The following is a 26,019-nucleotide window of genomic DNA, read 5'->3' on the forward strand; positions in this document are numbered from 1 at the left end:
CCACGGGCCCGTCCGAGACAGTCACGCCCCCGTTAGACTCGGCCATTGGCACCTTTGCGTCCTCGGTCGTCGAGCGGGGGCTCCAGCCAGCCCATTCGGAAGCACGGGAAGAGATGTCGGCACCCAACAAGTCGTACGACCCAGTCGAGGTCGAGGCACTGAAACCGGAAGAGATCGAGCGCATGCGGGACGAGGCGCTCGCCGCCTTCGCCGCCGCCGGCGACCTCGACGAACTCGCGCACGCGAAGGTCGCCCACACGGGCGGCACCTCACCCCTCTCCCTCGCCAACCGGGAGATCGGCGCCCTGCCCCCGCAGGCCAAGGCCGAGGCGGGCAAGCGCGTCGGCCAGGCGCGCGGCGCGGTGTCCAAGGCCCTGGCCGCCCGCCAGGCCGAACTGGAGGCCGAGCGCGACGCCCGGGTCCTGGTCGAGGAGGCGGTGGACGTCACCCTCCCCCACGACCGCACCCCGGCCGGCGCCCGGCACCCGCTGACCACCCTCATGGAGCGCGTCACGGACGTCTTCGTCTCCATGGGCTACGAGGTCGCCGAGGGCCCCGAAGCCGAGGCGGAGTGGTTCAACTTCGACGCCCTCAACTTCGTCCCCGACCACCCGGCCCGCCAGATGCAGGACACCTTCTTCGTCCGGGGGCCCGGGGGCACCCGCGACGACGAGTCCGGCATCGTGCTGCGCACCCACACCTCGCCGGTGCAGGCGCGCACGCTCGTCGACCGCGAGCCGCCCGTGTACGTCGTCTGCCCCGGCCGCGTCTACCGCACCGACGAGCTCGACGCCACGCACACCCCGGTCTTCCACCAGATCGAGCTCCTCGCCGTCGACGAGGGCCTCACGATGGCCGACCTCAAGGGCACCCTCGACCACATGGTCCGGGCGCTGTTCGGGCCGGACATGAAGACGCGGCTCCGCCCGAACTTCTTCCCGTTCACCGAGCCCTCCGCCGAGATGGACATGCTCTGCTACGTCTGCCGGGGCGAGTCCGTCGGCGACGCGGAGCACCCCTGCCGCACCTGCGGCAGCGAGGGCTGGATCGAGCTCGGCGGCTGCGGCATGGTCAACCCCAAGGTGCTCGTCGCCTGCGGCGTCGACCCGGAGAGGTACAGCGGCTTCGCCTTCGGGTTCGGCATCGAGCGGATGCTGATGTTCCGCCACAACGTCGAGGACATGCGAGACATGGTCGAGGGCGACGTCCGGTTCACCCGGCCGTTCGGGATGGAGATCTGATGCGGGTCCCGCTTTCGTGGCTGCGGGAGTACGTCGACCTGCCGGCGACGGAGACCGGCCGCGACGTACAGGCCAAGCTGGTTTCGGCCGGCCTGGAGGTCGAGACCGTCGAGCGGCTCGGCGCCGGCCTCACCGGCCCCCTCGTGGTGGGCAGGGTCCTCACCGTCGAGGAGCTGACCGAGTTCAAGAAGCCGATCCGCTTCTGCACCGTCGACGTCGGCCAGGCCAACGGCACCGGCGAGCCCCAGGAGATCGTCTGCGGCGCGCGGAACTTCACCCGGGGCGACAAGGTCGTCGTCGCCCTCCCGGGCGCCGTCCTGCCCGGCGACTTCCGCATCGCCGAGCGCAAGACCTACGGCCGGATGTCGCGCGGCATGATCTGCTCCTCCGACGAGCTCGGCATGGGCGACGACGGCACCAAGGGCATCGTCGTCCTGCCGCCCGAGCACGAGGTGGGCACCGACGCCACCGCCCTGCTGGAGCTGTACGACGAGGTCCTCGACATCGCCGTCACACCCGACCGCGGCTACTGCCTGTCGATGCGCGGCGTCGCCCGCGAGACGGCCATCGCGTACGGGCTGCCGCTGCGCGACCCGGCGCTCCTGGACGTGCCCGCGCCGAACTCGTACGGCCACCCGGTCCAGGTCACCGACCCCGTCGGCTGCCCGCGCTTCACCGCGCGCACCGTCGTCGGCCTCGACCCCGAGGCCCGGTCGCCGATCTGGCTGCAGCGCCGCCTCCAGAAGGCCGGCATGCGCCCGGTCTCCCTGGCCGTCGACGTCACCAACTACGTGATGCTCGAACTGGGCCAGCCGCTCCACGCCTACGACCGCAGCCGCCTCGACGGCCCGATCGGGGTGCGCCGCGCCGAGCCCGGTGAGAAGATCACCACCCTCGACGGCACCGTCCGCGCCCTCGACCCGGCCGACCTCGTCATCACCGACGACCGCGGCCCGATCGGCATCGCGGGCGTCATGGGCGGTGCCGACACCGAGATCGCCGACGCCGGGGCCGACCCGGGGACGGGCCAGGTCCGCGGCACCACCGAGGTCGTCGTCGAGGCCGCGCACTTCGACGCGATCTCCGTCGCCCGTACGGCCCGCCGCCACAAGCTGTCCTCCGAGGCGTCCAAGCGGTTCGAACGGGGCGTCGACCCGCAGGCCACGGCCGCCGCCGCGCAGCGCGCCGTCGACCTGCTGGTCCTCCTCGCGGGCGGCACGGCCGAGGCGGGCGTCACCGAGATCGTCGCGCCGGGCGCCCCGCGCACGATCGCCATGCGCGCCGACCACCCCGACCGGGTCGCGGGCGTCGCCTACGGCCGCGAGACCGTCGTCCGCCGCCTCCAGGAGGTCGGCTGCGACGTGGCCGGGCAGGACGAGCTGGTCGTCACCGTCCCGTCCTGGCGCCCCGACCTGGGCGAGCCGAACGACCTCGCCGAGGAGGTCATCCGGCTGGAGGGGTACGAGAACCTCCCCTCCACGCTGCCCAGGCCGCCCGCCGGCCGCGGGCTCACCGAGCGCCAGCGCACCCACCGCCGCGTGGGCCGCGCCCTGGCCGGCGCCGGGTACGTCGAGGCGCTGAACTACCCGTTCGTCGGCGAGCAGGTCCTCGACCAGCTCGACCTCCCGGCGGACGACCCCGCCCGCCGGGTCGTCCGGGTCGTCAACCCGCTCTCCGACGAGGAGCCCGCGCTGCGCACCACACTGCTGCCCGGCCTCCTCGCCGCGCTGCGCCGCAACGACGGCCGCGGCAGCCACGACCTGGCCCTCTTCGAGACCGGCCTGGTCTTCCGCGCCGCCGCCGAGCCGGGCGTCGCGGTACGGCCGCCCGCCGACCGCCGTCCCACCGACGAGGAGCTCGCCGGCCTCGACGCGGTCCTGCCCGAGCAGCCGCGGCACGTCGCCGTGGCCCTCGCCGGAGCGCGCGAGCAGGCCGGCTGGTGGGGCGGGGGCCGCCCGGCCGACTGGGCCGACGCGATCGAGGCCGCCCGCATCGTCGCCCGCGAGGCCGGCGCCGAGCTGACCGTCCGCAGGGGCCGGTACGGCCCGTGGCACCCGGGCCGCTGCGCCGAGCTGCTCGTCGTCGCCGACGGCGCCGAGCGGACCGCGGGCCACGCCGGCGAGCTGCACCCGCGCGTCCTCAAGGCGCTCGGCCTGCCCGACCGGACCTGCGCGATGGAACTCGACCTCGACCTCGTCGAGCGGGCCTCCACCGGGCCCGTGCCCGCCCCGCGGATCTCCGTGTTCCCGGTGGCCACGCAGGACGTCGCCCTGGTCGTCGACGAGGACGTGCCGGCCGCCGAGGTGGAGCGCGCCCTCCGTGAGGGCGCGGGCGGGCTGCTGGAGTCCATCCGGCTGTTCGACGTGTTCACCGGCGAGCAGATCGGCGGGGGCCGCAAGTCCCTGGCGTACGCGCTGCGGTTCCGCGCCGGGGACCGCACGCTGACCGTCGAGGAGGCCACGGCCGCCCGCGACGCCGCCGTGGCGCTCGCCGCCGAGCGCACCGGGGCCGCGCTGCGCGGCGCCTGACGCCCCGCCGCCCGCACGGAGGGGCGCGTCCGGACCGCCGGGCGCGCCCCTCCCGTTCTTCCCGCGGCCGAGGACGCCGGGACGTTCGCGCGGCCCCCCACCCGTCCGGGCGGGGAGCCCGGCGGCCGCTCCCCGCGGGCCCGGGCGGCCGGCGGAGGCGTCCCGGCCGGAGCGGGGCGGTCGGTGCCGTCCGCGGGCGGCGCCGCAGTCCCGTGCGCGCGGAGCGGGCCCGTACCGCGTCCGCCCGCCCCCGCGCGGCGCCCCCGGAGCCGGGCGCGGCCCCGACGGCGCCGGCCGGAAGCGCACGCAGGGTGTCCCGGGCGCCGCGCCGGCGGACGGGGCGCGGTGGCTTCAGGAGTACGTGTAGAAGCCGGAGCCCGTCTTGCGGCCCAGGCGGCCCGCGTCCACCATGCGCTGGAGCAGCGGGGGAGCCGCGTACAGGGGCTCCTTGTACTCGGCGTACATCGAATCGGCGACCGAGGCGACCGTGTCGAGGCCGATCAGGTCGGACAGCCTCAGCGGACCCATGGGGTGGGCGCAGCCCATCTCCATGCCGTTGTCGATGTCCTCACGGCTGGCGATGCCCGACTCGAACATCCGGATCGCCGACAGCAGGTACGGGATCAGCAGCGCGTTCACCACGAAACCGGACCGGTCCTGGGCCCGGATCGCGTGCTTGCCGAGCACCTTCTCGACCACGGTCTGGGACCGGCCGATCGTGCTCTCCGAGGTGGTCAGCGCGGGGATCAGCTCGACCAGCTGCTGGACCGGAGCCGGGTTGAAGAAGTGGATGCCGATGACCTGGTCGGGACGGGACGTCGCCACGGCCAGCTTCACCAGCGGGATGGAGGAGGTGTTGGACGCCAAGATGGCGTCCTCCCGGGTCACCACCTGGTCGAGGACCTGGAAGATCTCCGTCTTGACCTGCTCGTTCTCGACCACCGCCTCGATGACCAGGTCGCGGTCGGCGAACTCCCCGAGGTCGGTCGTGAAGCTCAGCCGGGTCAGCGCCGCGTCGCGCTCCTCCTCGCTGATCTTGCCGCGCCGGGCGGCCCGGTCGAGGGAGTTGTACAGCCGGGTGCGGCCGATCTCCAGCGCCTCGCCGGTGGTCTCGGCCACCTTGACCTCGAGGCCGCTGCGGGCGCACACCTCCGCGATGCCCGCTCCCATCTGACCGCAGCCCACCACTCCGACGCGTGCAATGTCGGCCATTGAGTCCGTCACCTCGTGCCTTTCGCTGATCTCCGGGTGGCGGGGCGGCCGTATGGTTCCGGCACCCCCGCCTCGACCCCACGACGTTACTCCGTTCGCGCGGATCGACGACCTTCCGGGCCGGGCATGCTCTGCGAGGACGGCCGTACGGCCCGGAGCGCCCGCTTTCGCCCCTCGGGGCGCACGGGGTGCGCAGCGGCCGGAACGACCCCGGCGGCGCACGAGGACCGGGGCCGGCCGGGACCGGAGCGGACGGGCACCGACGGGAAGGCAGGGGTGACGCATGGGACACGGGGACGGCGGCGGGGTCGGGCGGCGCGGACTGGTCGCGGGAGCGGCGGGACTGGTGGCGTCGCTGCTGGCCACCGGTGACGCGGCCGGCGCGGCGGGACCGGGCCGGAGAAGCGGCGGCGGGGGCGGACCCCGGCGCGGCGGAGGCGGCGGGCCCCGGCGCGGCGGCGCGCGCACGGAGGAGTTCCGCGGCATGTGGGTGGCGACGGTCGCCAACCGCGACTGGCCCTCCCGGGCCGGACTGCCCGCGGCCGACCAGCGCGCCGAACTGGTCGCCCTGCTCGACCGGGCCGTGGAGCGCCGCCTCAACACGGTGATCCTCCAGGTGCGGCCGACCGCCGACGCCCTGTGGCCCTCGCCGTACGAGCCGTGGGCCCAGTGCCTCACCGGCGTCCAGGGCCGGGATCCCGGCTGGGACCCGCTCGGCACCGCCGTCGCGGAGGCCCACCGGCGCGGCCTGCGGCTGCACGCCTGGTTCAACCCGTACCGCGTCGCCACCCACGCCGACCTCTCGCGGCTGGCCGAGGGCCACCCGGCGCGCCGCAACCCGGACTGGGTCGTCCCGCACGGCGGGAGGCTCTACTACGACCCGGGCCTGCCGCAGGTCCGGCGCTTCGTCCAGGACGCGATGCTCGACGCCGTGCGCCGCTACGACATCGACGCCGTCCACTTCGACGACTACTTCTACCCCTACCCGGTCGCCGGGCAGGTCTTCGAGGACGACGCGTCCTACGAGGCGCACGGCGGCGGCTTCCCCGACCGGGCGGCCTGGCGACGGAACAACGTCGACCTGCTGGTCCACGAGACGTCCCGGCGGATCAAGGAGGTCAAGCCGGAGGCGGGGTTCGGCATCAGCCCCTTCGGGATCTGGCGCAACGCCACCACCGACCCGCGCGGCTCCGACACGCGCGGCCTGCAGGCGTACGACGACCTGCACGCCGACACCCGCACCTGGGTCAAGGAGGGCTGGATCGACTACGTCGCCCCCCAGCTGTACTGGCACATCGGATTCGGGGCCGCCGACTACGCCGCCCTCGTGCCGTGGTGGAGCGACACGGTGCGCGGCACCGGCGTCCACCTCTACGTGGGGGAGGCCCTCTACCGGGCCGGGGACCCGGCGGCGCCCGCCCCGTGGCAGGACCCGGCGGAGCTGTCCCGGCACCTCACCCTCGCCCGCGGCCACGACCAGGTGCTGGGGCACGTCTTCTTCGGAGCCCGGGACGTGGTCGCCGACCGGATCGGGGCGATGGCCAGGGTCGTGGCCGACCACTACCCGACACCGGTCCACCCCCCGGGGTGGTGAGGCGCGCGGGGGACGGGGAGAAGCCCGGCGGGACGCTCAGGCGCCTTCCCCGGACCGCCCCTTGGGGCGCACGACGGCGTCCGGGCCCGGGGACATCACGGCCTCGTGCCCGTCGTCGTCGAAGCGGACGCGGTACGGCGGGTGGCCGTGCTCGCCCAGGACCTCGACGATCTCGGCCGTACGGTCGTGCCGGCCGACCACGCGGCCGTGCACCAGCAGCTTGTCGCCCACGGTTGCTTCCATCGGGAGTGACCTCCTTGCGCCGATTTGTCCGTACGTGGGAGTCTACGTCGGCAGGTGTGGTCCCTGTCACCCGGAGCGCGTCCGCCGGTCCTCAGAACCCGGGCGCCGACCCGGTGAGGAACTCGGCCCCGTCCAGCAGCTCCGGCGTAAGCCGCACCCCGGTCAGCCGCTCCGCCAGGGCGAACGCGGCCTCCGCCGCCACCTCCGGGTCCGCGCCGTCGTCGCACGGGTCGAAGCCGACCTCCCGCATCAGCGCCACCGCCCCCTCCGGCCCGGCACCGCCCCGCGCGTACGGGAGGAGCGGCTCGAAGCGCAGCCGCGGCTCGCCGTCCGCGTACCGGCTGAAGTGGTCCACCGCGTTCACGTTCCGGAAGTGCGCGACCAGTTCGGTGCCCCGCGACAGGGGGGCCGCCGCCTCGTCGAGGCTGCCCAGGTAGCCGTTCGGCTCCACCATCAGCGTCCAGCCGTCGATCGCGCACAGGCCCAGGAAGTGCCGGTCGCCACCGGACTCCTTCCAGGCTTCCGCCGCGGCCCCGACCAGCGCGGCTATCCCCGCCACCCGCCCGTCCGCACGCGCGTGCAGGCGCCGGAGCGCCTCCTCCGGGGGGATCGCGCGCACCAGCGTCACGCAGTAGGCCTCGATCAGGTCCGGGCAGTGGTCACCGAGCCAGCGGTAGTCGGCGGCAGTCGCGTTCATGCCCCGATCGTGGCAGCCGCCCCTGACAACAAGCGCTCTCTCTGTGACTATTCGACCGTGAAGGAGACGAACGCTTTCGATGCGTATGAGATGTCGACCGACCCTGATCGACTCGACCGCGCACAGATCCACCGGTGGCTGTCCACCGACACGTACTGGGCGCTCGGCCGCAGCCGAGGGAAGCAGGACGCCGCGATCGACGGCTCGCTCAACTTCGGGGCGTACGCGAAGGAGGGCGGCGCCATGGCCGCGTACGCGCGCGTGGTCACCGACCTCGCGACGTTCGCCTGGCTCTGCGACGTGTACGTGGCCCCCGCCGCCCGCGGCGGGGGCCTCGGCACCGCCCTGGTCGCGGCCGTCCGCGACCACCTCGCGCCGTACGGCGTCAACCGCGTCGCACTGGCCACTCGGGACGCCCACGGCGTCTACGGGAAGGCCGGCTTCACGCCCCTGGAGGACCCCCGGGAGTGGATGACCCTGGACCCGCGGCGGCGGCCCGGGCCGGCGGGGGCGCGGGACGCCCGCCCCGACGGCACAGGCTAGCCTGAGCCCCACGATGAACCGTCTGACCACGTCATGGGGCGACCACGCGCTCACCCGCTTCCCCGAGCACCCCCGCGACCCCCTCCGGGCCTGGGACGCCGCCGACGAGTACCTGCTGCGGCACCTCGCCGAGCCGGACGCTCCCGCCCTCGCCGGGACCGTCGCCGTGGTCGGCGACCGCTGGGGCGCGCTGGCCACGGCCCTGGCCGACCACCCGGACACCGGCTCCGCCGCGGAGCTGGTGCAGATCACCGACTCGTACCTCGGCCGCGAGGCCACCCGGGCCAACCTCGCCCGCGCCGGCCACGCCGAGGACCGCGTGCGCCTCCTCACCACCCGGGACACCCCGCCGGAGCGCGTCGACGTCCTGCTGGTCCGCGTGCCCAGGAGCCTGGCCCTCCTGGAGGACCAGTTGCACCGCCTGGCACCCGCCCTGCACGCGGGGACCACCGTCGTCGGCACCGGCATGGTCAAGGAGATCCACACCTCCACGCTCACCCTCTTCGAGCGGCTCGTCGGCCCCACCCGCACCTCCCTCGCGGTGCGGAAGGCCCGGCTCGTCCACGCCACCCCCGACCCGGCCCTCACGCGCCCGCGCAACCCCTGGCCGCACCGGTACGCCCTGCCCGCCGACGCCCCGGCGGTGGCCGGGCTGACCGTCGTCAACCACGCGGGCGTCTTCTGCGCCGACCGCCTCGACATCGGCACCCGCCTGTTCCTCAAGCACCTGCCGACCGGCCTCGGCGCCGCCCGCGTCCTCGACCTGGGCTGCGGCAACGGCGTGGTCGGCCTCGCCGTCGCGGTCGCGGAACCCGACGCCGAGGTGGTCCTCACCGACGAGTCGTACCAGGCCGTCGCCTCCGCCCGGGAGACGTTCCGCGCCTCCGCGCCGCCCGGCGCGAAGGCCCGCTTCGTCGTCGGCGACGGCACCGCCGACGTACCCGACGGCTCGGTCGACGTGGTCCTCAACAACCCGCCGTTCCACAGCCACCAGGCCGTCACCGACGCGACGGCCCGCCGGATGTTCACCGCCGCGCGCCGCGTGCTGCGCAGCGGCGGCGAACTGCGGGTCGTCGGCAACCGGCACCTCGGCTACCACGTGACGCTGCGCCGCGTCTTCGGCGACTGCGAGATCGTCGGCAGCGACCCGAAGTTCGTGGTGCTGCGCGCCGTCAAGCGCTGACCTACCCGCCCGCGCGGGCGCGCCGGTGCGCGGCCCCCCGTCCGCGGGTCGCGCGCCGGCGCGAGCAGTACCGGCGCGGCGGGGACGGCCCTGACCGAGTGACGGGAGGAGCGGTCATCGGCGTGCACCCCGGCAACGCAACGCATCCGGTGTGGTTTTCCGTCACGTGCGTAACGTGCCGCGGTGGGAGACCGCCACCCCCTCACCCGCTGCGCGGCCGGCGCCGTTCTGGCCCGCACGGGCGACGAGACGGCCGGACCCGCGCTGCTCCCCGCAGCCGCCGCCCTCCTGGGGAACGCGCTGCTCACGCGCCTGCCGGGGCGCCCGCACCGGAGGCGGTGCTCCGGGCGGCGACCCTCCTCCGGGCGCCGCCCTGCTGCCCGCAGCCGCGGCCGGTCACCCCGCCGCACTCCCGGCGGCCGTGGCGATCGCGGGGCCGGGGGAGGGGCCGCAAGCCCACGGCGGTGTTCGCGATCCGGCACGGAGGCGCCCGGCCGGCCGTGCGCCCGGGTCTTCACGACCGGCGCCGGCCTGGAGAGCAGCAGCTTCGCGCCGGGCACGGCCGTCGCGGGGCCGCTCGCGGGGGCCTCCCCGCCGCGCGCTGTCGGCGGCCGCCGCCGTACAGCTCCTCGCGGCGGCCGTCAGCGCTCCGGCAGGGCGGTCCCGCACCGCGCGCAGTACCGCACCTCGGCGCCCTCGGGAGCGAGCCGGCCGCACTCGGGACACACCCGGTCCAGCAGGCAGGCCGGCTCACCGCCCTCCTGCCGCCCGGCACCGCCCGCCCGGCCGATCGTCATACCGGGACGCCGGCGGTGCACCGTGAGGTAGTCCAGCCCGTGCGGCCCCGCCACGAGCCCCCGCCGCGCCCCGTGCGGCAGCCACACGACGCACCCGGCCTCCAGCGCCTCCGACCCGGCGCCGCCCGTCTCCAGCCGCCCCCGGCCGCTCACCACGAACACCAGTACGTCGAGGTCGGCCTCCACGTGGACGGCCACCTCAGCGCCGGGCGCGAGCCGCACCACGTTGGCGTCGAGCTGCCGCTCCTGGGCGGCGAGCCGCCACAGGGCACCGCCGCGTTCGGCGGGCATCGCGCGGACGAGGTCGGACATCCGGGCGAGCACGCTCGCCTTCGGGGGCACTGCCACGTTGTTCCTCCCGAGAACACCGGCGGGGTGAGGGCCACCGGATCGTAGCGAGTCGCCGCCCCCGACGCGCGGCAGCGGTCAGCGCGCCCCGGCGGCCAGCGCCCGCACCGCCCTCTCCAGCCGCTCCCGGCGCGCCCGCGGGGTGCGGGCCTGCAGCAGCAGGATCCGGCCGACACCACTCTCCGTATCCCGGATGCGACCATCCGGCCGCCACCATGATCATCTGAGGGGAGGCGTCGAGCGGGGGATCGCACGTGCGCGACGGCGAGGCGTCTTCCCGTCTGCGGACCAGAGGATCGTCCGGACCGAGCGCATTGTGGCGAAGGAGAAGCGAGCCGGTGTCCCGAGGACGCGTCCTGACGGCGGCCGCCGCCGTGCTCGCCCTGCCGGGCTGCCTGCCGGGCTGCTCGCCCGCGCCCACCGCCCTGGAGGGCTGCACGGGGGAGCGGGCGGTCGGCGCGACCTCCGGGCAGCTCGCCGGCACCTACCGGGGGGAGGGCGACGCGGAGGGCGTGACGCTCACCCTGAAGGCGCCGGAGAGCAAGCCGGGAAGCGGCACGGTCACCGTGCGCGACTGGCCGACCGGCGACTGGCACCGCGGCGAACTCGGCGAGACCTTCGACGGGTCCGGCACCTGGTCCGTGGTGCAGGGCGGCACCGCGGCCACCGAGTTCGCGCGCCTGTCCCTCTCGTTCACCGCGCCGAAGCGCTTCCTGGAGGGGGACACCCTCGACTCGCTGTCGATCGCCGAGGGCGACGGGCGCACTCACCCGTACGCGGAAGGCGACCCGGACGTCTGCCCCGCCTTCCGGCTGCGGCCGCAGGGTTGAGACCGCCCCGCCACGCCCCGCCGGCTGTGGGCCGTCAGGCGTGGCGGGAGCGGTACAGGTCGCGGATCAGCGCGATCTCCGCGCCGTGGTGGAGCAGCTCCTGATTGACCCACCAGACGATGTCGACGAACGGGTCCTCGGGGTCGCTGCCATGGGGGTACGTGCTGTGGCCCACCGTGTCCAGGGCGCGGTCGTCGGCGGCCAGCAGGACGTTCCGCCAGGCCGTCGCGGCCGCGTCGAACTCGGCGATCGCGCCGGCCGCGTCTCCACTCGTGCGGTAGTCGTCCCTGGTCAGGGCGTGGGTGCCCGCGGTGTGGTCGGCCCGCAGGGCCAGCAGTTCGCTGAGGTGGCTCAGCCGCCAGGCGAGCGTGGTGAAGGGCGGCGGGACCGGGTGCGGGGCGGGCGCGGTGTCACGCCCCCAGTCGCCCGTGCCGCCCAGGGCGGTCGCGCGCGGCCCCGGCCCGTCCGTGCGGCGCCGGACCGACCAGCAGCCGGGCACCGGCTCCCACAGGTACTCCTCGTCCGTGAGGGGGCCGACCTCGACGGCCGTGCCGTTGCCGCTGTCCACAACGGGGCCGGCCAGCCGGTCGGCCAGCCGCTCGCGCGCGAAGTCGAACTGGTCGAGCAGCGGGATCAGGCGTGGCGGCGTGGACATGGCGCTCCCGGGACGGTCGGGGGCCCGAAGTCGGCTGGGGCCGCGGGCCGTTGCGGAGTGGATCCCGCGTCAGCCTGGCACAACGGCCGTCTGGCCCCGCCGCATTTTCCGTACTGGCCGAGCCAGCCGGCCGACCGCACCGGGAGCGCGCGCCTCCCTCAGTCGAGGCAGAACTCGTTGCCCTCGACGTCCTGCATCACGATGCACGACTCGTTCTCGCCGTCGGCCCGCAGCAGCCGCACGCGTACGGCCCCGAGCGCGACCAGTCGCGCGCACTCGGCCTCCAGCACGGCGAGGCGCTCCTCGCCCACCAGGCCGGTGCCGACCCGCACGTCGAGGTGGACCCGGTTCTTGACGGCCTTGCCCTCGGGCACGCGCTGGAAGTACAGGCGCGGACCCGCCCCCGAGGGGTCGGCGCAGGCGGACCACGAGCCGCGCTCCCCGACCGGCAGCGAACGCTGGTAGTCGTCCCACGTGGCGAACCCCTTCGGGGCGGGCGGCAGGACGTACCCCAGCACCTCGCACCAGAACCGGGCGACACGCTCCGGTTCCGCGCAGTCGAAGGTCACCTGGAACTGCTTGATCGCGGTCATCCGGCCACCTTAACGGCGTGCCTGCCGACCGTACTCGGGATTCTCCCGCCCGCGCCCCGTGCCCCGCGTCCCACGCCCGTGCCGTCGCCCGTCGGGACTCCGACGCGGACCGCGACGAGGTGCGCGCGCAAGCCGCTGGGACCCCGAACGTCCGTGAACCCGGGTGGACTCCCTCAGCCCACGGGGTCCGTCGTCACCAGCACGTAGTCGAAATAGAGGGGGTCGCCCTCCTCGTCCACCGGGTACTCGAAGCTGCTGTTGTTCGCGAAGATCACCTTGAGCTCCGGCAGGACATCGAAACCGAGGTCGTTCTCCTCGACGGCATGGCCCCGTTCCCCGAGCCGCACCAGCAACTCGTCACTCGGGGTGCGGAAGACGTCGAGACCGTCGAGGGTGACCCTCATGTCCGCGTCCTCGTCGCGGAACCGCCACACCTCCACGTTGGTCAGCTGGCCCTTGCGGAAGCCGAGCACGACGTTCGCCCGATAGCCCTCGTGCTTGCAGAGGATCTGTCCCGGCTCGACCTCGGCGTCCGCGTCCGGAATGGTCAGGCCCCGCTCGCGCGCGGCGTGACGGGCCTCGTCGGCCGACATGCCGAACCGGAACGTCGCGAAGCCGACGTGCGGCAGCAGTTCCACGTCCACTCCTTCGTAGGTGCGTCGGGTCCCGTCATACCAGCAGGGCGTCCTCGTCGACCTTCCACCCTCGCTTGGCGAGCATCGCCTGGAAGTTCTTGTTGTCCTTCAGGCTCTCCACCACCTCCTTGATGTGGTCGTCGTACTTTCCGGGGGATCGTGTCCTGATGTCGTCGATGTCCATGCGCATGGCCTCCGTGAGCTTCCCCTGATTGATCAACTCACGCTGCCATTGCGGCCATGCCTGCGCCTCCAGGCTGGAGCCCGAGCTGTACGGCTTCTGGTGGTCGCCGAGATCCATGCGAATCGCCGGACCGCTGTTGACCTTCTGCTTCTTGTGCGGTCGGTTCGCGATGTAGAAGCCGGGCTCGATGACGTCCTTCCAGGCCGACCTGGGCGGAATGTGGTTGACCTCCACGTCGACGGTGGAGACCCGCCTCCCGTTCGCCTTCTGGTTCGCCGGGAGCAGCCCCCGTACCAGCCGGCCCTCGACGTGCAGCCCTCGGCGATCAACCCCTCGGGATCCATCAGCGCGTAGGGGTTGGCGACGTAGCCGGCCGGATGGGGGAGGGAGCGAGCCCGAGGGGATCGGCGGACACGTAGCGGGCGGTCTCCGGGTCGTAGTGCCGGTGGACGTTGTAGTGCGGACCGGTCTCCGGGTCGTCGTACTGGCCCGGGAAGCGCAGGGGTGTGTAGGCGGTGGCGTCGCGGTTCCACGCCGTGAGCCCCCGGACGGTGGAGCGGTTGTGCCGGGCGATGTCGCCCCGCTCGTCGACGAGTTCCGTGGGCGTGCCGACCAGGTCGGTGACGATCGCGAAGAAGCGGCTGTCGACCTCCTCCGGTCCGAAACCCTCGCCGACGGTACGACGCTCCAGCTGGGACAAGGGACGGTAACCCTCGTGGTCCCAGGTCAGGGTGACCCCGGAGACCGTGTCGGTCTGCTCGGCCAGCCGGGTGTCCTCCCACGAGAAGAGGACCGTGGCGGCGACCGCGGTGCCGTCGGAGGCCATGCGGTGCTTGGCGGTGCGGCGGCCGAGGGGGTCGTAGGAGTAGCGCCAGACCGTGCCGTCCGGGGTGGTGCAGCAGGTGGGCCGGTCCTCGGCGTCCCAGGTGCAGTGCCAGGCGTCCGGCTTGCGGGACGGGCGTTTCTTCCGGCGCGTGACGACCCGGCCGGCGTCGTCGTACGCGTAGCGCAGCCCGCCCGCGGAAGACCAGTCGCGTCCCCTCGTACACCCGTTCCCCGCGGCTCTCCACGTGCTGGGCTCGGGCGGGCCACCGGGCGCCGGTCTGGTTGCCGACGGCGTCGTAGCCGTACCGCTCCGACCAGTCGTCCACGGTGACGCCGAGCGGCCGCCCCAGCGGGTCGAGGTCGAACCGGGCGGTCAGCCCCTCAGCTCGTCGGTGGCGGAGACGAGAAGTCCGTCCGCGCGGTAGCCGAACGCCCGGCAGCGGACCCTTCGGCGGCCCGTGGACACCGTCTGGGACGTCAGCCGGCCGATGGCGTCCCACGTGGAGGCGAGCGTCACCGGGGCGGCGGAGGGCCCGAAGGTGCGGGCCAGCTCGCGGCCCAGCAGGTCGCGGGAGAAGTCGAGGGCGTGGCCGGCCACCGCGACGCGGGTCCGGTCGCCGCTCTCGTCGTACCCGTACGTGGTGACGGCGCCGGTCGGCGTGGTGCGCGACACCAACTCCCCGTGGGCGTCGTAACCGAACCGCACGGGGCGCCCGTCGACGGTCTCCGCCAGCAGGCGGCCCATCGCGTCGAACTCCAGGGCGAGGACGGACGTCGGTGTCTCGGCCCGGACCAGCCGGTCGGCCGCGTCGCAGGTGAACCGGGTGACACGGGCCTCGGTGTCGTAGGAGAAGCGGGACGACAGCGCCCCGCCGGGGCCGATCGTCTCCACCACGCGCCCGGCGGCGTCGTACACATAGGCGTACGTGTGCCCGTTCCGGTCGGTCCACGACGTCACCCGCCGGTGCTCGTCGTAGGTGAGGCGCAGGGGCACACCGGACGAACCGGCGACCGACTCCAGGTTCCGATCGGCGTCATACCCGAAGGAGGCGACGCGGACCGGCCCTTCGGGAGTCTCCACGTCCAGGGTGGTGACCACCCCGCGCTGCGGGTCGGTGCCGACACGCACCCGGTGGCCCGCGTCGTGGCTCGCCAGCACGGGCAGGCCGTCCTCGGAGCGGTCTATCCGGTAGGCGTTGCCGTTGCGGTCCTCGACATCGGTCAGCCAGTACAGCCCCGAGTGGTGGGGGTTGCCGGCGAAGCGCCGGGTGAGCCCCGTACGCGGATCGGTGACCGCGTACGTGACGTCACCGAGGACGCCCCGCCCGGCGAGGACGAGAGGCAGCCGTTCGCCCTCCACCGGCAGCAGCTCCTGACCGGGTTCGGTCGGCACCGCCGGGTAGAACAGAACGGAGCCGTCCTCCCGCGCCCACGCGACGCCCGCTCCGGTCATCTCCGGGCGCTCGTCGAGCGTGGAGGCCCAACCGCTGCCGAAGCAGTGGCCGAAGGGATGACCGGATATGTGGGTGCGCCGCAGCGCCAGAGGGAGGACCCCGGGCAGGACGAGGTCGGTCTGGGGCATGACCGTCTCCCCGCTGGCCACGTCCACCGGGTCGGTCTTGCACCGCCTGCTGAGCAGGGACGTCGCGACCTCGCGCAGGCGGTCCAGTGCCTCGCGCGTCGACGTGGGGCGACGTCGGCGTACCGGCTCGGAGCCGCCGTGGCGACGGTCCGGGCCGCCGTCCCCGTCCTTGCGGTCGTTCGCGGCGATGGCGCGCTGACGGTCGCGGACATCGCCGTCCGTCTCCCTGTGCGTCTTCGAGCCGCCCTTGATCGGGTCCGGGACCTTCTTGCCGATGTGGTCCCCGAGATCGTCCAGCGCCTTGGTGAGCTTCTCCGTGATGCCCTCGACGGAGGTGTCGAGCACGGCGGTCAGAGAGTCCTTGCCCTTGGCGCGCCCGTGGTGTCCCTTGGCCCTGCCGAGCTTGCCGCCGGCCCTGGACTTCATGGTGATCTGCACGGAGGCCAGGTGCGTCGCGGCGTTGCCGTGGGCGTCGTGGTCGATCTTCGGGCCGCCACCGGGGCCGCCGCCGGGGCCGGCGGAATCGAGCTGCAGTCCGTCCTTGCCCGCCCGCGCGGTCCGGCCGGTGTCGTACCCGTTCTGGACCCCGGCCGCGTCGAGCGCGGTCTGGATCGCGAGGTCGGCGACGATGTCCTCGATCGCGGCGACCGCGGGCGCGGTGAGCGTGGCGACGATCTCGGCGACGGCCGCATCCGCCATCTCCTTCATGATCTGCTTGAACACGACGCGGGTCGCAGCGATCTTCGCTCCGGCCAGCAACGTCGACAGGCCGGCCGTCACCGGCGCGAACGCCGGCGTGATTCCCACCGTTGCGCACAGATCGGCCGGTTCGCCCACCGCGGCGATCTTCCGGGCGACGATGATGTCGGCGACCCGGTCGAGGGCGCCCGCCACCAAGCGGGCCGCCTTCGCCAGATCCTTGTGCTTGCCCTGCACCTTGGACCAGTGGTCGTCCAGGGCGGTGAGCGACTCGCTCCGCCCGCTGGACAGCAGCGTCTGTACGTGGGCGTACGCGGTGCCCGCGTCGTCGGCGTCGTCGGCGTCGTCCGCGAACTCCCGCAACGCGTCGGCCATCTCGCGGTACGCGTCCTCGTCCGCGTTCGACCAGCCCACACCGATGACATCGAGCATCGTGTCGACGCCTTCAGGTATCACATATCCCACGATTCGGCAGACCCCGTTCCACTCGCCACTCGAAAGTGTGTTCAACGGTCTGGCATATGACGCCTTTTCGGCCATGGCGCCGGAGGGCCAGGAGCGGCACGGGGGCCCGTTCCCCGCACGGCTTCACCGACCCCCTGCCGCACAACCCGGCGCCCCGAACGGAGAGTTGCCGACGTTCGGACCGGACAGCGACCCCGAGTGACCTCGGTCGCCGGACAGCGCGCGGTTCGCGGACGTCGCCGTTCGGTCGCCGGTCGGCGGGTGGGGCACGGCGGGGAAGGCGACGACCGCCCCGACGTCCGGCGCGGCGGTGCTCCTCGGCCGGTCGGGGCTTGGAGGTGAGTGAACCCGTCGCGGACCGAGTCGGCGCCCCGGCGAGCCGTCCGCCCGCCCCCGCCCATCCCTCATTGCATAAAACTGCATCGGTACGTATAGTCATGCCATCCAGGAGGAGGGTCCATGACGGTACGAGTGGCAGTGGCGGGAGCGAGCGGGTACGCGGGCGGGGAGCTGCTGCGGCTGCTGCTCGCGCACCCCGGCGCCCGGATCGGCGCGCTGACCGGCAACTCCAACGCCGGGCAACCGCTCGGCGCGCTCCAGCCGCACCTCCTCCCGCTCGCCGGGCGGGTCCTGGAGCCGACCACCGCCGAGGTGCTCGCCGGGCACGACGTCGTGTTCCTCGCCCTGCCGCACGGCCGGTCCGCCGCCGTCGCCGAGCAGCTCGGCGACGAGGTGCTGGTCGTCGACACGGGCGCCGACTTCCGGCTGAGGGACCCCGCGGACTGGGAGGAGTTCTACGGCTCCCCGCACGCCGGGACCTGGCCCTACGGCCTGCCCGAACTGCCCGGCGCGCGCGCCGCGCTGGAGGGGGCCCGGCGCGTCGCGGTGCCCGGCTGCTACCCCACCGCCGTGACGCTCGCCCTCTTCCCGGCGTACGTGCACGGCCTCGCCGAGCCCGAGGCGGTGATCGTCGCCGCGTCCGGCACCTCCGGCGCGGGCAAGGCGCCCAAGCCGGACCTGCTCGGCTCCGAGGTCATGGGCTCCATGTCGCCCTACGGCGTCGGCGGCGGCCACCGGCACATCCCGGAGATGGCCCAGAACCTCGGCGCCGCCGCCGGGCAGCCGGTCACCGTCTCCTTCACGCCCACCCTCGCGCCCATGTCCCGCGGCATCCTCGCCACGTGCAGCGCCAGGGCGAGGCCCGGCACCACCGCGCGCGACCTGCGGGCGGCCTACGAGAAGGCGTACGCCGACGAGCCGTTCGTCCACCTCCTGCCCGAGGGGCAGTGGCCCGCCACGGCGTCCGTCCTGGGCTCCAACGCCGTCCACGTGCAGGTCGCGTACGACGAGGCCGCCGACCGCGTCATCGCGGTCAGCGCCGTCGACAACCTCACCAAGGGCACCGCGGGCGGCGCGGTGCAGAGCATGAACATCGCCCTCGGCCTCCCCGAGGAGACGGGCCTTTCCCCGATCGGAGTCGCACCGTGAGCGTCGCGCGCGCGGCCGCCGGGCTGCGGACGGGGACGATGGCCGCGCGGGTGCGCTGCGCGGGCGGGGAAACGAACGGAGAAACGCAGTGAGCGTCGCGCGCGCGGCCGCCGGGCTGCGGACGGGGACGATGGCCGCGCGGGTGCGCTGCGCGGGCGGAGAAGCGAACGGAGAAACGCAGTGAGCGTCGCGCGCGCGGCCGCCGGGCTGCGGACGGGGACGATGGCCGCGCGGGTGCGCTGCGCGGGCGGGGAAACGTACGGAGAAGCGAACGGAGAAACGCAGTGAGCGTCACGGCAGCCAAGGGGTTCGCGGCGGCGGGCGTCGCCGCCGGAATCAAGGAGAACGGCAACCCGGACCTGGCCCTCGTGGTCAACCGCGGCCCCCGCCGCGCCGCCGCGGGCGTCTTCACCTCCAACCGCGTCAAGGCCGCCCCCGTCCTGTGGTCGGAGCGGGCCCTCGGGGACGGCGAGCTGGCCGCCGTCGTCCTCAACTCGGGCGGCGCCAACGCCTGCACCGGCCCGAGGGGGTTCCAGGACGCCCACGCCACCGCCGAGACGGCCGCCGAGGCCCTCGGCGTCGGCGCGGGCGAGATCGCCGTCGCCTCCACCGGCCTCATCGGCGTCCACCTGCCCATGGACAGGCTCCTGCCCGGCGTCGGGAGGGCCGTCGCCGAACTGTCCGAGTACGGCGGGGAGAAGGCCGCCATCGCCATCAAGACCACCGACACGGTCCACAAGACCGCCGTCGTCACCCGCGGCGGCTGGACCGTCGGCGGCATGGCCAAGGGCGCCGGCATGCTCGCCCCCGGCCTCGCCACCATGCTCGCCGTCCTCACCACCGACGCCGACCTCGGCGCCCCCGAGCTGGACAAGGCGCTGCGGGCCGCCGTCCGCGTCACCTTCGACCGGGTCGACTCCGACGGCTGCACGTCCACCAACGACACCGTCCTGCTGCTCGCCTCGGGCGCCTCCGGCACCGCCCCCGCGTACGACGACTTCGCCGACGCCGTGCGGGAGGTCTGCGACGACCTGGCCCGGCAGCTCGTCGCCGACGCCGAGGGCGCCTCCAAGGACATCCGGGTCGAGGTGGTCAACGCCGCCTCCGAGGCCGACGCCGTCGAGGTCGGCCGGTCCGTCGCCCGCAACAACCTCCTCAAGTGCGCCGTCCACGGCGAGGACCCCAACTGGGGACGCGTCCTGGCCGCCGTCGGCACCACCGGCGCCGTCTTCGAACCGGACCGGCTGGGCGTCGCCGTCAACGGCGTCCAGGTGTGCCGGAACGGCTCCGTCGGCGAGGACCGCGGCCTCGTCGACATGCGCTACCGGGAGGTCGTCATCACCGTCGACCTCGCCGCGGGCACCGAGTCCGCCGTGATCCTGACCAACGACCTCACCGCCGACTACGTCCACGAGAACAGCGCCTACAGCTCATGAGCACCCGCAGGCACACCGCGCTGCCGAAGGCCGGACCCTCGTCGAGGCACTGCCCTGGCTCACCCGCCACCACGGCAGGACGGTCGTCGTCAAGTTCGGCGGCAACGCCATGGTCGACGACGACCTGAAGGCGTCCTTCGCCCAGGACGTCGTCTTCCTCCGGCGCGCCGGCCTGAGGCCCGTCGTCGTGCACGGCGGCGGCCCCCAGATCAGCGCCGCCCTCGACCGGCACGGCCTGGTCAGCGAGTTCCGGGCCGGCCTGCGCGTCACCACGCCCGAGGCGATGGACGTCGTACGGATGGTCCTCGCCGGCCGGGTCCAGCGCGAACTCGTCGGGCTGCTCAACCGGCACGGCCCGCTCGCCGTCGGCCTCACCGGGGAGGACGCCCACACCCTGACCGCCACCCGGCACCAGCCCCTCGTCGACGGGGAGCCCGTCGACATCGGCCGCGTCGGGGAGATCACCGCCGTCGACACGGGCGCCGTCGAGGCGCTCCTCGCCGACGGCCGCATCCCCGTCGTGTCGTCGATCGCCCGCTCGAAGGACGACGAACATGTCTACAACGTCAATGCTGATACGGCGGCTGCGGCACTCGCTGCGGCGCTTGGCGCCGAGACGCTGATGGTCCTCACCGACGTCGAGGGCCTCTACGAGGACTGGCCCCACAGCGACGAGGTCGTCAGCCGCCTCACCGCCACCGAGCTGGAGGAGCTCCTGCCCCGGCTGTCCAGCGGCATGGTCCCCAAGATGGAGGGCTGCCTCCACGCCGTGCGCAACGGCGTCCGCACCGCCCGCGTCATCGACGGGCGCGTCCCGCACGCGATCCTGCTGGAGGTCTTCACCGACGAGGGCGTCGGCACCATGGTCGTGCCCGACGGGCAGGAGGCACCCGCATGAGCAACGAACGGCTCACGCGCCGCTGGCAGCGCGCCCTCGCGGACACCTACGGCACCCCCCGCCTCCCCCTCGTGCGCGGTGAGGGCTGCCGCGTCTGGGACGCCGACGGCAGGGAATACCTGGACTTCGTCGGCGGCATCGCGGTCAACGCACTCGGACACGCCCATCCGGCGGTCGTCCGGGCGGTCGGCGAGCAGGTCGCCACCCTCGCCCACGTCTCCAACCTCTTCGCCGCCGAACCGCCCGTCGCCCTCGCCGAACGCCTCCTGCGGCTGTCCGGCCGCCCCGGCCGGGTCTACTTCTGCAACTCCGGGGCCGAGGCCAACGAAGCCGCCTTCAAGATCGGCCGTCTGACGGGCCGCCGGCACGCGGTCGCCGCCACCGGTGGCTTCCACGGCCGCACCATGGGCGCCCTCGCCCTCACCGGCCAGGAGGGCAAGCGGGAGCCGTTCCACCCGCTGCCCGGCGACGTCACGCACGTCCCGTACGGCGACGCGGACGCCCTGCGGGCCGCCGTCACCACCGACACCGCCCTCCTCGTCCTCGAACCGATCCAGGGCGAGGCCGGCGTCGTCGTCCCGCCCCCGGGCTACCTGCGGGCCGCCCGTGAGATCACCCGCGCCACCGGCACCCTCCTGGTCCTGGACGAGGTGCAGACGGGCATCGGCCGCTGCGGCCACTGGTTCGAGCACCAGGCGCACGGCGTCGAGCCCGACGTCGTCACCCTCGCCAAGGGTCTCGGCGGCGGCCTCCCGATCGGCGCGGCCGTCGCGTTCGGCGAGGCGGCGGGCCTGCTCGGGCCCGGCCACCACGGCTCCACCTTCGGCGGCAACCCCGTCGCCTGCGCCGCCGCGCTCGCCGTCCTCGACACCCTCGCCGCCGACGGGTCGCTCGACCGGGTCGAGCGCGTCGGCGAACGGCTGCGCGGCGGGATCGAGGGACTGGGGCACCCGTTGGTCTCCCGGGTCCGCGGCGCGGGCCTGCTGCTGGGTATCGTGCTCACCGAGCCCCTCGCACCCCGGGTGCGGCAGGCGGCTCAGGACGCCGGCCTCCTGGTGAACGCGCCCGCCCCCGACGTCGTCCGGCTCACGCCGCCGCTGATCGCCGGGGACGACGAGGCGGACGCGTTCCTCCGGGCGCTGCCCGGCGTCCTGGAGGCGGCCGTCGGGGCCGACGGGGAGAGACGAGCCGGAGAATGACACAGAGATGACCGAGGCGCAGGGCAACGGCCAGGGCGGCCCGTCCGTACCGCAGACCCGCACGGCGCGGCACCGCCGGATCGTGGACATCCTCAACCGGCAGCCGGTGCGCTCGCAGAGCCAGCTGGCCAGGCTCCTCGCGGACGACGGGCTGAGCGTCACCCAGGCGACGCTCAGCCGCGACCTCGACGAGCTGGGCGCGGTGAAGATCCGCAACACCGGCGGGGAGCTGATCTACGCCGTGCCGAGCGAGGGGGGTTCCGCACGCCCCAGGCACCGCTGGGGGAGTCCGCCAAGGAGGAGCGCATGCGGCGCCTCTCCGGCGAACTCCTCATCTCGGCCGAGGCCTCGGCCAACCTGGTCGTCCTGCGTACCCCGCCCGGAGCGGCCCAGTTCCTCGCCTCGGCCATCGACCAGGCGGAGCTCCACGCGGTCCTCGGCACCATCGCGGGCGACGACACGCTGCTGCTCATCTCCCGCGACCCGGCCGGCGGGCAGGCCCTCGCCGACCACCTGCTGCGCCTCGCCCAGAAGGAGCGCTGAGGCCCGCCCCCGCACGGCGCCCGCCCGCCCCGCGGGGGCCCGGACGAGCGGGCGGGAGGGCGCCGGGCCCCGGCCGCACGGCGCCCGCCGCCCGTCTCGAACCCCGTTCGGGGCCGGCCCCTCAGCGCGTCCCCGGCGCGTCCGTCCCGGGCGGCAGCGGCGGCGGGAGGGCGGGCAGGCCGTCGAGGCTCCGCCCGACGTGCTCCTTCCGCTCGCGGTACGCGGCGAACTCCCCGTCCGTCTTCCGGGCGAAGTGCTCCGCGTGCCGGGTGCGTTCCTCCCGGTGGTCCGTGAACGGCACCGCGAACCCGCACGAGTCGCCGACGCGCCGCACCCGCACCCCCACCACGGCGATCGCCCGTGCCGACGGCCCGCCGGCACCCTCGAAGTGCCCGACGCACCCGTCCCGGCGCGGGCCGTCCCGGAGGACCGCCTCCCCGGTGCCGTGCACCCGCGGCGCCTTCGGCGGGCCGCCGAACGCGCACCACGTCGGGGTGATCCGCCCGTTGCCGGGTTCGCGCAGGTGGGCGATGGCCTCGGCGTTGCTGCCGCCGAAGTCCGGGTGGGGCAGGGTCAGTCCGTCGACCACGACGGGGGTGCCCCCGCGGCCCTCGGGGGAGACGTCGACGTGCCCGTCGCCGGCGAGCGGGGCGGTGGCGGCGAAGAAGACGGGCTGTTCCTCGGTGAACGTCCGTATCCGGCCCTCGACGGCCGCGTAGCGCCGTCCCGTGCGCGGGTCCCCGCATCCCGGCCCGCCTCCGGGGGCCGGCCGAACCGTTTTGACAAACCATGCAGGTCTCTGCATAGTTATGCCCATCGCCGGATGCACCGCTTAAGGAGAAACCCGTGACCGAGCGCGTCGTACTCGCCTACTCGGGCGGTCTGGACACCTCCGTCGCCATCGGCTGGATCGCCGAGGAGACGGGCGCCGAGGTCGTCGCCGTCGCCGTGGACGTCGGCCAGGGCGGCGAGGACCTGGACGTGATCCGCAAGCGCGCGCTCGCCTGCGGCGCGGTCGAGGCCGAGGTCGCGGACGCCAGGGACGAGTTCGCCGACGGGTACTGCCTCCCGGCGGTCAAGGCGAACGCCCTGTACATGGACCGGTACCCGCTGGTCTCGGCGCTCTCCCGGCCGGTGATCGTCAAGCACCTCGTCGCCGCCGCGCGGAAGCACGGTGCCTCCACCGTCGCCCACGGCTGCACCGGCAAGGGCAACGACCAGGTCCGCTTCGAGGCCGGCATCGCCGCGCTCGGCCCCGACCTGAAGTGCATCGCCCCGGTCCGGGACTACGCGATGACCCGTGACAAGGCCATCGCGTTCGCCGAGAAGGCCGGCCTGCCGATCGCCACCACCAAGAAGTCCCCGTACTCCATCGACCAGAACGCCTTCGGCCGGGCCGTCGAGACCGGCTTCCTGGAGGACATCTGGAACGCGCCGGTCGAGGACGTCTACGACTACACCGCGGATCCGGCCGTGCCGCGCGAGGCCGACGAGGTCGTCATCTCCTTCGAACGGGGCGCGCCGGTCGCGATCGACGGCGAGCCCGTCACGGTCCTCCAGGCGATTCGGCAGCTCAACGAGCGGGCGGGCGCCCAGGGCGTCGGCCGGATCGACATGGTCGAGGACCGGCTCGTCGGCATCAAGTCCCGTGAGGTGTACGAGGCGCCGGGCGCGATCGCGCTGATCACCGCCCACCAGGAGCTGGAGAACGTCACCGTCGAGCGCGAACTGGCCCGCTACAAGCGGCAGGTGGAGCAACGCTGGGCCGAACTGGTCTACGACGGCCTGTGGTTCTCCCCGCTCAAGCGGGCGCTGGACGGCTTCGTCGACGAGGCCAACCGGCACGTCACCGGCGACGTCCGGATGACCCTGCACGGCGGCCGGGCGGTCGTCACGGGCCGGCGCTCCGAGCAGTCGCTGTACGACTTCCACCTCGCCACGTACGACACGGGCGACACGTTCGACCAGTCCAAGGCCCAGGGCTTCATCGAGATCTTCGGCCTGTCGGCGAAGCTCGCCGCCAGGCGCGACCTGGCCTGACCCCGTCCGTCCGGCACCGTCCGCCTCCCCGCCTCCCGCGCGCGGGGGCGGACGCGCGTCCGCACCCCGACCCCCTTCGAGGAGCTTCACGCAGTGAGCAGCAACAACGGCGACGTCCGGCTGTGGGGCGGCCGGTTCGCCGACGGCCCGTCCGAGGCGCTGGCGAAACTCTCCGCCTCCGTCCACTTCGACTGGCGGCTCGCCCCGTACGACATCGCCGGGTCCCGCGCCCACGCGCGCGTGCTGCACCGGGCGGGCCTCCTCGCCGAGGACGAGCTGGTCCGCATGCTGGCCGGCCTCGACGAGCTGGAGCGGGACGTGGCCTCCGGCGCCTTCACCGCCACCCTCGCGGACGAGGACGTCCACACCGCCCTGGAGCGCGGCCTGCTGGAGCGCCTCGGCCCCGAGCTGGGCGGCAGGCTGCGTGCCGGCCGGTCGCGCAACGACCAGGTGGCCACCCTGCTGCGGATGTACCTGCGCGACCACGCCCGGATCGTCGGCGGCCTCCTCGCGGACCTGCAGGACGCCCTCGTCGGCCTCGCCGAGGCGCACCCGGACGTCGCGATGCCGGGCCGCACCCACCTCCAGCACGCCCAGCCGGTCCTCTTCGCCCACCACGTGCTCGCCCACGTGCAGGCCCTGGCCCGGGACGCCGAACGGCTGCGCCAGTGGGACGGGCGCACGGCCGTCTCCCCGTACGGCTCCGGCGCGCTCGCCGGCTCCTCCCTCGGGCTCGACCCGGAGGCGGTCGCCCGCGACCTGGGCTTCGAGAACGGCAGCGCGGGCAACTCGATCGACGGCACGGCGTCGCGGGACTTCGCGGCGGAGTTCGCCTTCATCACCGCGATGATCGGCGTGAACCTCTCCCGGATCGCGGAGGAGGTCATCATCTGGAGCACGAAGGAGTTCTCCTTCGTCACCCTCCACGACGCCTTCTCGACCGGCTCGTCGATCATGCCGCAGAAGAAGAACCCGGACATCGCGGAGCTGGCGCGCGGCAAGGCGGGCCGCCTCATCGGCAACCTGACCGGCCTGCTGGCGACGTTGAAGGCGCTGCCGCTGGCCTACAACCGTGACCTCCAGGAGGACAAGGAGCCGCTCTTCGACTCCTGCGACCAGCTGGAGGTGCTGCTGCCGGCGCTCACCGGGATGATGGCCACCCTCACGGTGAACCGGGAGCGGATGGAGGAGCTGGCCCCGGCCGGGTTCTCCCTGGCGACGGACATCGCGGAGTGGCTGGTCGGGCGGGGGGTGCCGTTCCGGGCGGCGCACGAGGCCGCGGGCGAGTGCGTGAAGGCCGCCGAGGCGGAGGGCAAGGAACTGGGCGACCTCACGGACGAGCAGTTCGCGAAGGTCTCCGAACACCTGACGCCCGACGTCCGCGCGGTCCTCGACGTCCCCGGCGCCCTGGCCTCCCGCGACGGCCGCGGCGGCACGGCCCCTTCGGCGGTGGCCGTCCAGCTGGCCGAGGTGAAGGCCGACCTGGCCGTCCAGCACGCCTGGGCGGGGGCCGGGGGAGGTGACCGCGTCCGTCCGGACCGGCCCGGGGCCCTGCGGGGGC

General features: G+C 74.3%; 21 protein-coding genes and 3 pseudogenes. 13 read left to right on the forward strand and 11 right to left on the reverse strand.

Going from position 1 to position 26,019, the window contains the following annotated elements; translation table 11 throughout:
• The first annotated feature begins 113 nt into the window (after positions 1–113).
• Together pheS and pheT are read left to right on the forward strand one after the other, a co-directional pair.
• Positions 114–1,241, forward strand: coding sequence for a phenylalanine--tRNA ligase subunit alpha (gene pheS, locus LUW75_RS20725; RefSeq protein ID WP_250336956.1), 1,128 nt, complete (start codon positions 114–116; stop codon positions 1,239–1,241).
• On the forward strand, positions 1,241–3,769 hold the full coding sequence (gene pheT, locus LUW75_RS20730; RefSeq protein WP_250336957.1) for a phenylalanine--tRNA ligase subunit beta: 2,529 nt from the start codon (positions 1,241–1,243) through the stop codon (positions 3,767–3,769). The genes pheS and pheT overlap by 1 nt, the downstream gene beginning before the upstream one ends.
• 351 nt (positions 3,770–4,120) lie before the next feature.
• On the opposite strand, the gene LUW75_RS20735 is transcribed toward pheT, so the two are convergent.
• The gene (locus tag LUW75_RS20735) at positions 4,121–4,981 is read right to left on the reverse strand and encodes a 3-hydroxybutyryl-CoA dehydrogenase (protein WP_250336958.1); all 861 of its coding nucleotides are present in this window, start codon (positions 4,979–4,981) and stop codon (positions 4,121–4,123) included.
• Between the two features lie 283 nt (positions 4,982–5,264).
• Between LUW75_RS20735 and LUW75_RS20740 the strand changes: the two genes are divergently transcribed.
• Positions 5,265–6,575: a glycoside hydrolase family 10-like protein gene (locus LUW75_RS20740; protein ID WP_250336959.1), complete on the forward strand. Its 1,311-nt coding sequence runs from the start codon at positions 5,265–5,267 to the stop codon at positions 6,573–6,575.
• A 36-nt stretch (positions 6,576–6,611) separates the two neighbouring features.
• Here the strand turns inward: LUW75_RS20740 and LUW75_RS20745 are convergent, their stop codons facing one another.
• Positions 6,612–6,818, reverse strand: coding sequence for a DUF1918 domain-containing protein (locus LUW75_RS20745; protein ID WP_250336960.1), 207 nt, complete (start codon positions 6,816–6,818; stop codon positions 6,612–6,614).
• A gap of 91 nt (positions 6,819–6,909) precedes the next feature.
• The gene (locus LUW75_RS20750) at positions 6,910–7,515 is read right to left on the reverse strand and encodes a DUF6461 domain-containing protein (protein ID WP_250336961.1); all 606 of its coding nucleotides are present in this window, start codon (positions 7,513–7,515) and stop codon (positions 6,910–6,912) included.
• Between the two features lie 90 nt (positions 7,516–7,605).
• Between LUW75_RS20750 and LUW75_RS20755 the strand changes: the two genes are divergently transcribed.
• Together LUW75_RS20755 and LUW75_RS20760 are read left to right on the forward strand one after the other, a co-directional pair.
• Positions 7,606–8,058 (forward strand): GNAT family N-acetyltransferase, encoded by a 453-nt coding sequence (locus tag LUW75_RS20755; protein WP_250337752.1) that lies wholly within the window; start codon positions 7,606–7,608, stop codon positions 8,056–8,058.
• A gap of 13 nt (positions 8,059–8,071) precedes the next feature.
• Positions 8,072–9,241, forward strand: a complete 1,170-nt coding sequence (locus tag LUW75_RS20760) for a methyltransferase (RefSeq protein ID WP_250336962.1) — start codon at positions 8,072–8,074, stop codon at positions 9,239–9,241.
• A gap of 641 nt (positions 9,242–9,882) precedes the next feature.
• Here the strand turns inward: LUW75_RS20760 and LUW75_RS20765 are convergent.
• Entirely contained in the window at positions 9,883–10,386 is a 504-nt protein-coding gene (locus tag LUW75_RS20765; protein ID WP_462933762.1) for a hypothetical protein, read from the reverse strand.
• A gap of 338 nt (positions 10,387–10,724) precedes the next feature.
• Here LUW75_RS20765 and LUW75_RS20770 point away from each other — a divergent pair, with 338 nt between their 5' ends.
• Entirely contained in the window at positions 10,725–11,216 is a 492-nt protein-coding gene (locus tag LUW75_RS20770; protein WP_250336963.1) for a hypothetical protein, read from the forward strand.
• 34 nt (positions 11,217–11,250) lie between these two features.
• Here LUW75_RS20770 and LUW75_RS20775 read toward each other — a convergent pair whose 3' ends face one another.
• The 6 genes from LUW75_RS20775 to LUW75_RS20805 form a co-directional block, all read right to left on the reverse strand.
• Positions 11,251–11,871, reverse strand: coding sequence for a DinB family protein (locus LUW75_RS20775; protein ID WP_250336964.1), 621 nt, complete (start codon positions 11,869–11,871; stop codon positions 11,251–11,253).
• A 158-nt stretch (positions 11,872–12,029) separates the two neighbouring features.
• The gene (locus tag LUW75_RS20780; RefSeq protein ID WP_250336965.1) at positions 12,030–12,464 is read right to left on the reverse strand and encodes a VOC family protein; all 435 of its coding nucleotides are present in this window, start codon (positions 12,462–12,464) and stop codon (positions 12,030–12,032) included.
• A gap of 173 nt (positions 12,465–12,637) precedes the next feature.
• A complete protein-coding gene (locus LUW75_RS20785) occupies positions 12,638–13,102 on the reverse strand; it encodes a hypothetical protein (RefSeq protein ID WP_250336966.1) in 465 nt (154 codons plus the stop codon).
• Between the two features lie 31 nt (positions 13,103–13,133).
• The gene (locus LUW75_RS20790; protein WP_250336967.1) at positions 13,134–13,517 is read right to left on the reverse strand and encodes a hypothetical protein; all 384 of its coding nucleotides are present in this window, start codon (positions 13,515–13,517) and stop codon (positions 13,134–13,136) included.
• 109 nt (positions 13,518–13,626) lie between these two features.
• Entirely contained in the window at positions 13,627–14,109 is a 483-nt protein-coding gene (locus tag LUW75_RS20795; protein WP_250336968.1) for an RHS repeat-associated core domain-containing protein, read from the reverse strand.
• Between the two features lie 372 nt (positions 14,110–14,481).
• On the reverse strand, positions 14,482–16,845 hold the full coding sequence (locus tag LUW75_RS20805) for a DUF6531 domain-containing protein (protein WP_250336969.1): 2,364 nt from the start codon (positions 16,843–16,845) through the stop codon (positions 14,482–14,484).
• Between the two features lie 468 nt (positions 16,846–17,313).
• Between LUW75_RS20805 and argC the strand changes: the two genes are divergently transcribed.
• From argC to LUW75_RS20830, 5 genes and pseudogenes are all read left to right on the forward strand, one after another.
• Positions 17,314–18,342: an N-acetyl-gamma-glutamyl-phosphate reductase gene (gene argC, locus LUW75_RS20810; RefSeq protein WP_250336970.1), complete on the forward strand. Its 1,029-nt coding sequence runs from the start codon at positions 17,314–17,316 to the stop codon at positions 18,340–18,342.
• 284 nt (positions 18,343–18,626) lie between these two features.
• Entirely contained in the window at positions 18,627–19,778 is a 1,152-nt protein-coding gene (gene argJ, locus LUW75_RS20815; protein WP_250336971.1) for a bifunctional glutamate N-acetyltransferase/amino-acid acetyltransferase ArgJ, read from the forward strand.
• Positions 19,775–20,676 (forward strand): annotated as a pseudogene (argB, locus tag LUW75_RS20820) (acetylglutamate kinase). Before argJ ends, argB begins: the two are co-directional and overlap by 4 nt.
• On the forward strand, positions 20,673–21,875 hold the full coding sequence (locus LUW75_RS20825; RefSeq protein ID WP_250336972.1) for an acetylornithine transaminase: 1,203 nt from the start codon (positions 20,673–20,675) through the stop codon (positions 21,873–21,875). The pseudogene argB and the gene LUW75_RS20825 overlap by 4 nt, the downstream one beginning before the upstream one ends.
• Before the next feature lie 7 nt (positions 21,876–21,882).
• Positions 21,883–22,418, forward strand: a pseudogene (locus tag LUW75_RS20830) (arginine repressor).
• Positions 22,419–22,539: 121 nt separating this feature from the next.
• On the opposite strand, the gene LUW75_RS20835 reads toward LUW75_RS20830, so the two are convergent.
• Positions 22,540–23,223, reverse strand: a complete 684-nt coding sequence (locus LUW75_RS20835) for a pyridoxamine 5'-phosphate oxidase family protein (RefSeq protein WP_250336973.1) — start codon at positions 23,221–23,223, stop codon at positions 22,540–22,542.
• 41 nt (positions 23,224–23,264) lie between these two features.
• Here LUW75_RS20835 and LUW75_RS20840 point away from each other — a divergent pair, with 41 nt between their 5' ends.
• Together LUW75_RS20840 and argH are read left to right on the forward strand one after the other, a co-directional pair.
• Entirely contained in the window at positions 23,265–24,458 is a 1,194-nt protein-coding gene (locus tag LUW75_RS20840) for an argininosuccinate synthase (RefSeq protein ID WP_250336974.1), read from the forward strand.
• 93 nt (positions 24,459–24,551) lie between these two features.
• Positions 24,552–25,970, forward strand: a pseudogene (argH, locus tag LUW75_RS20845) (argininosuccinate lyase); the annotation flags it as partial.
• Positions 25,971–26,019: the final 49 nt, after the last annotated feature.

Source organism: Streptomyces sp. MRC013 (assembly GCF_023614235.1).
Taxonomy (GTDB): Bacteria; Actinomycetota; Actinomycetes; order Streptomycetales; family Streptomycetaceae; genus Streptomyces.

What these genes read in the sequence shown, in the direction of transcription:
- LUW75_RS20755 (WP_250337752.1), top strand. Translation starts at nt 7,606, where the DNA reads ATGTCGACCGACCCTGATCGACTCGACCGCGCACAGATCCACCGGTGG.
- LUW75_RS20835 (WP_250336973.1), bottom strand. Translation starts at nt 23,223, where the DNA reads ATGCAGAGACCTGCATGGTTTGTCAAAACGGTTCGGCCGGCCCCCGGA.
- LUW75_RS20735 (WP_250336958.1), bottom strand. Translation starts at nt 4,981, where the DNA reads ATGGCCGACATTGCACGCGTCGGAGTGGTGGGCTGCGGTCAGATGGGA.
- argC (WP_250336970.1), top strand. Translation starts at nt 17,314, where the DNA reads ATGACGGTACGAGTGGCAGTGGCGGGAGCGAGCGGGTACGCGGGCGGG.
- LUW75_RS20775 (WP_250336964.1), bottom strand. Translation starts at nt 11,871, where the DNA reads ATGTCCACGCCGCCACGCCTGATCCCGCTGCTCGACCAGTTCGACTTC.
- pheT (WP_250336957.1), top strand. Translation starts at nt 1,241, where the DNA reads ATGCGGGTCCCGCTTTCGTGGCTGCGGGAGTACGTCGACCTGCCGGCG.
- LUW75_RS20750 (WP_250336961.1), bottom strand. Translation starts at nt 7,515, where the DNA reads ATGAACGCGACTGCCGCCGACTACCGCTGGCTCGGTGACCACTGCCCG.
- LUW75_RS20825 (WP_250336972.1), top strand. Translation starts at nt 20,673, where the DNA reads ATGAGCAACGAACGGCTCACGCGCCGCTGGCAGCGCGCCCTCGCGGAC.
- LUW75_RS20745 (WP_250336960.1), bottom strand. Translation starts at nt 6,818, where the DNA reads ATGGAAGCAACCGTGGGCGACAAGCTGCTGGTGCACGGCCGCGTGGTC.
- LUW75_RS20760 (WP_250336962.1), top strand. Translation starts at nt 8,072, where the DNA reads ATGAACCGTCTGACCACGTCATGGGGCGACCACGCGCTCACCCGCTTC.
- LUW75_RS20780 (WP_250336965.1), bottom strand. Translation starts at nt 12,464, where the DNA reads ATGACCGCGATCAAGCAGTTCCAGGTGACCTTCGACTGCGCGGAACCG.
- LUW75_RS20795 (WP_250336968.1), bottom strand. Translation starts at nt 14,109, where the DNA reads ATGGCCTCCGACGGCACCGCGGTCGCCGCCACGGTCCTCTTCTCGTGG.
- LUW75_RS20740 (WP_250336959.1), top strand. Translation starts at nt 5,265, where the DNA reads ATGGGACACGGGGACGGCGGCGGGGTCGGGCGGCGCGGACTGGTCGCG.
- pheS (WP_250336956.1), top strand. Translation starts at nt 114, where the DNA reads ATGTCGGCACCCAACAAGTCGTACGACCCAGTCGAGGTCGAGGCACTG.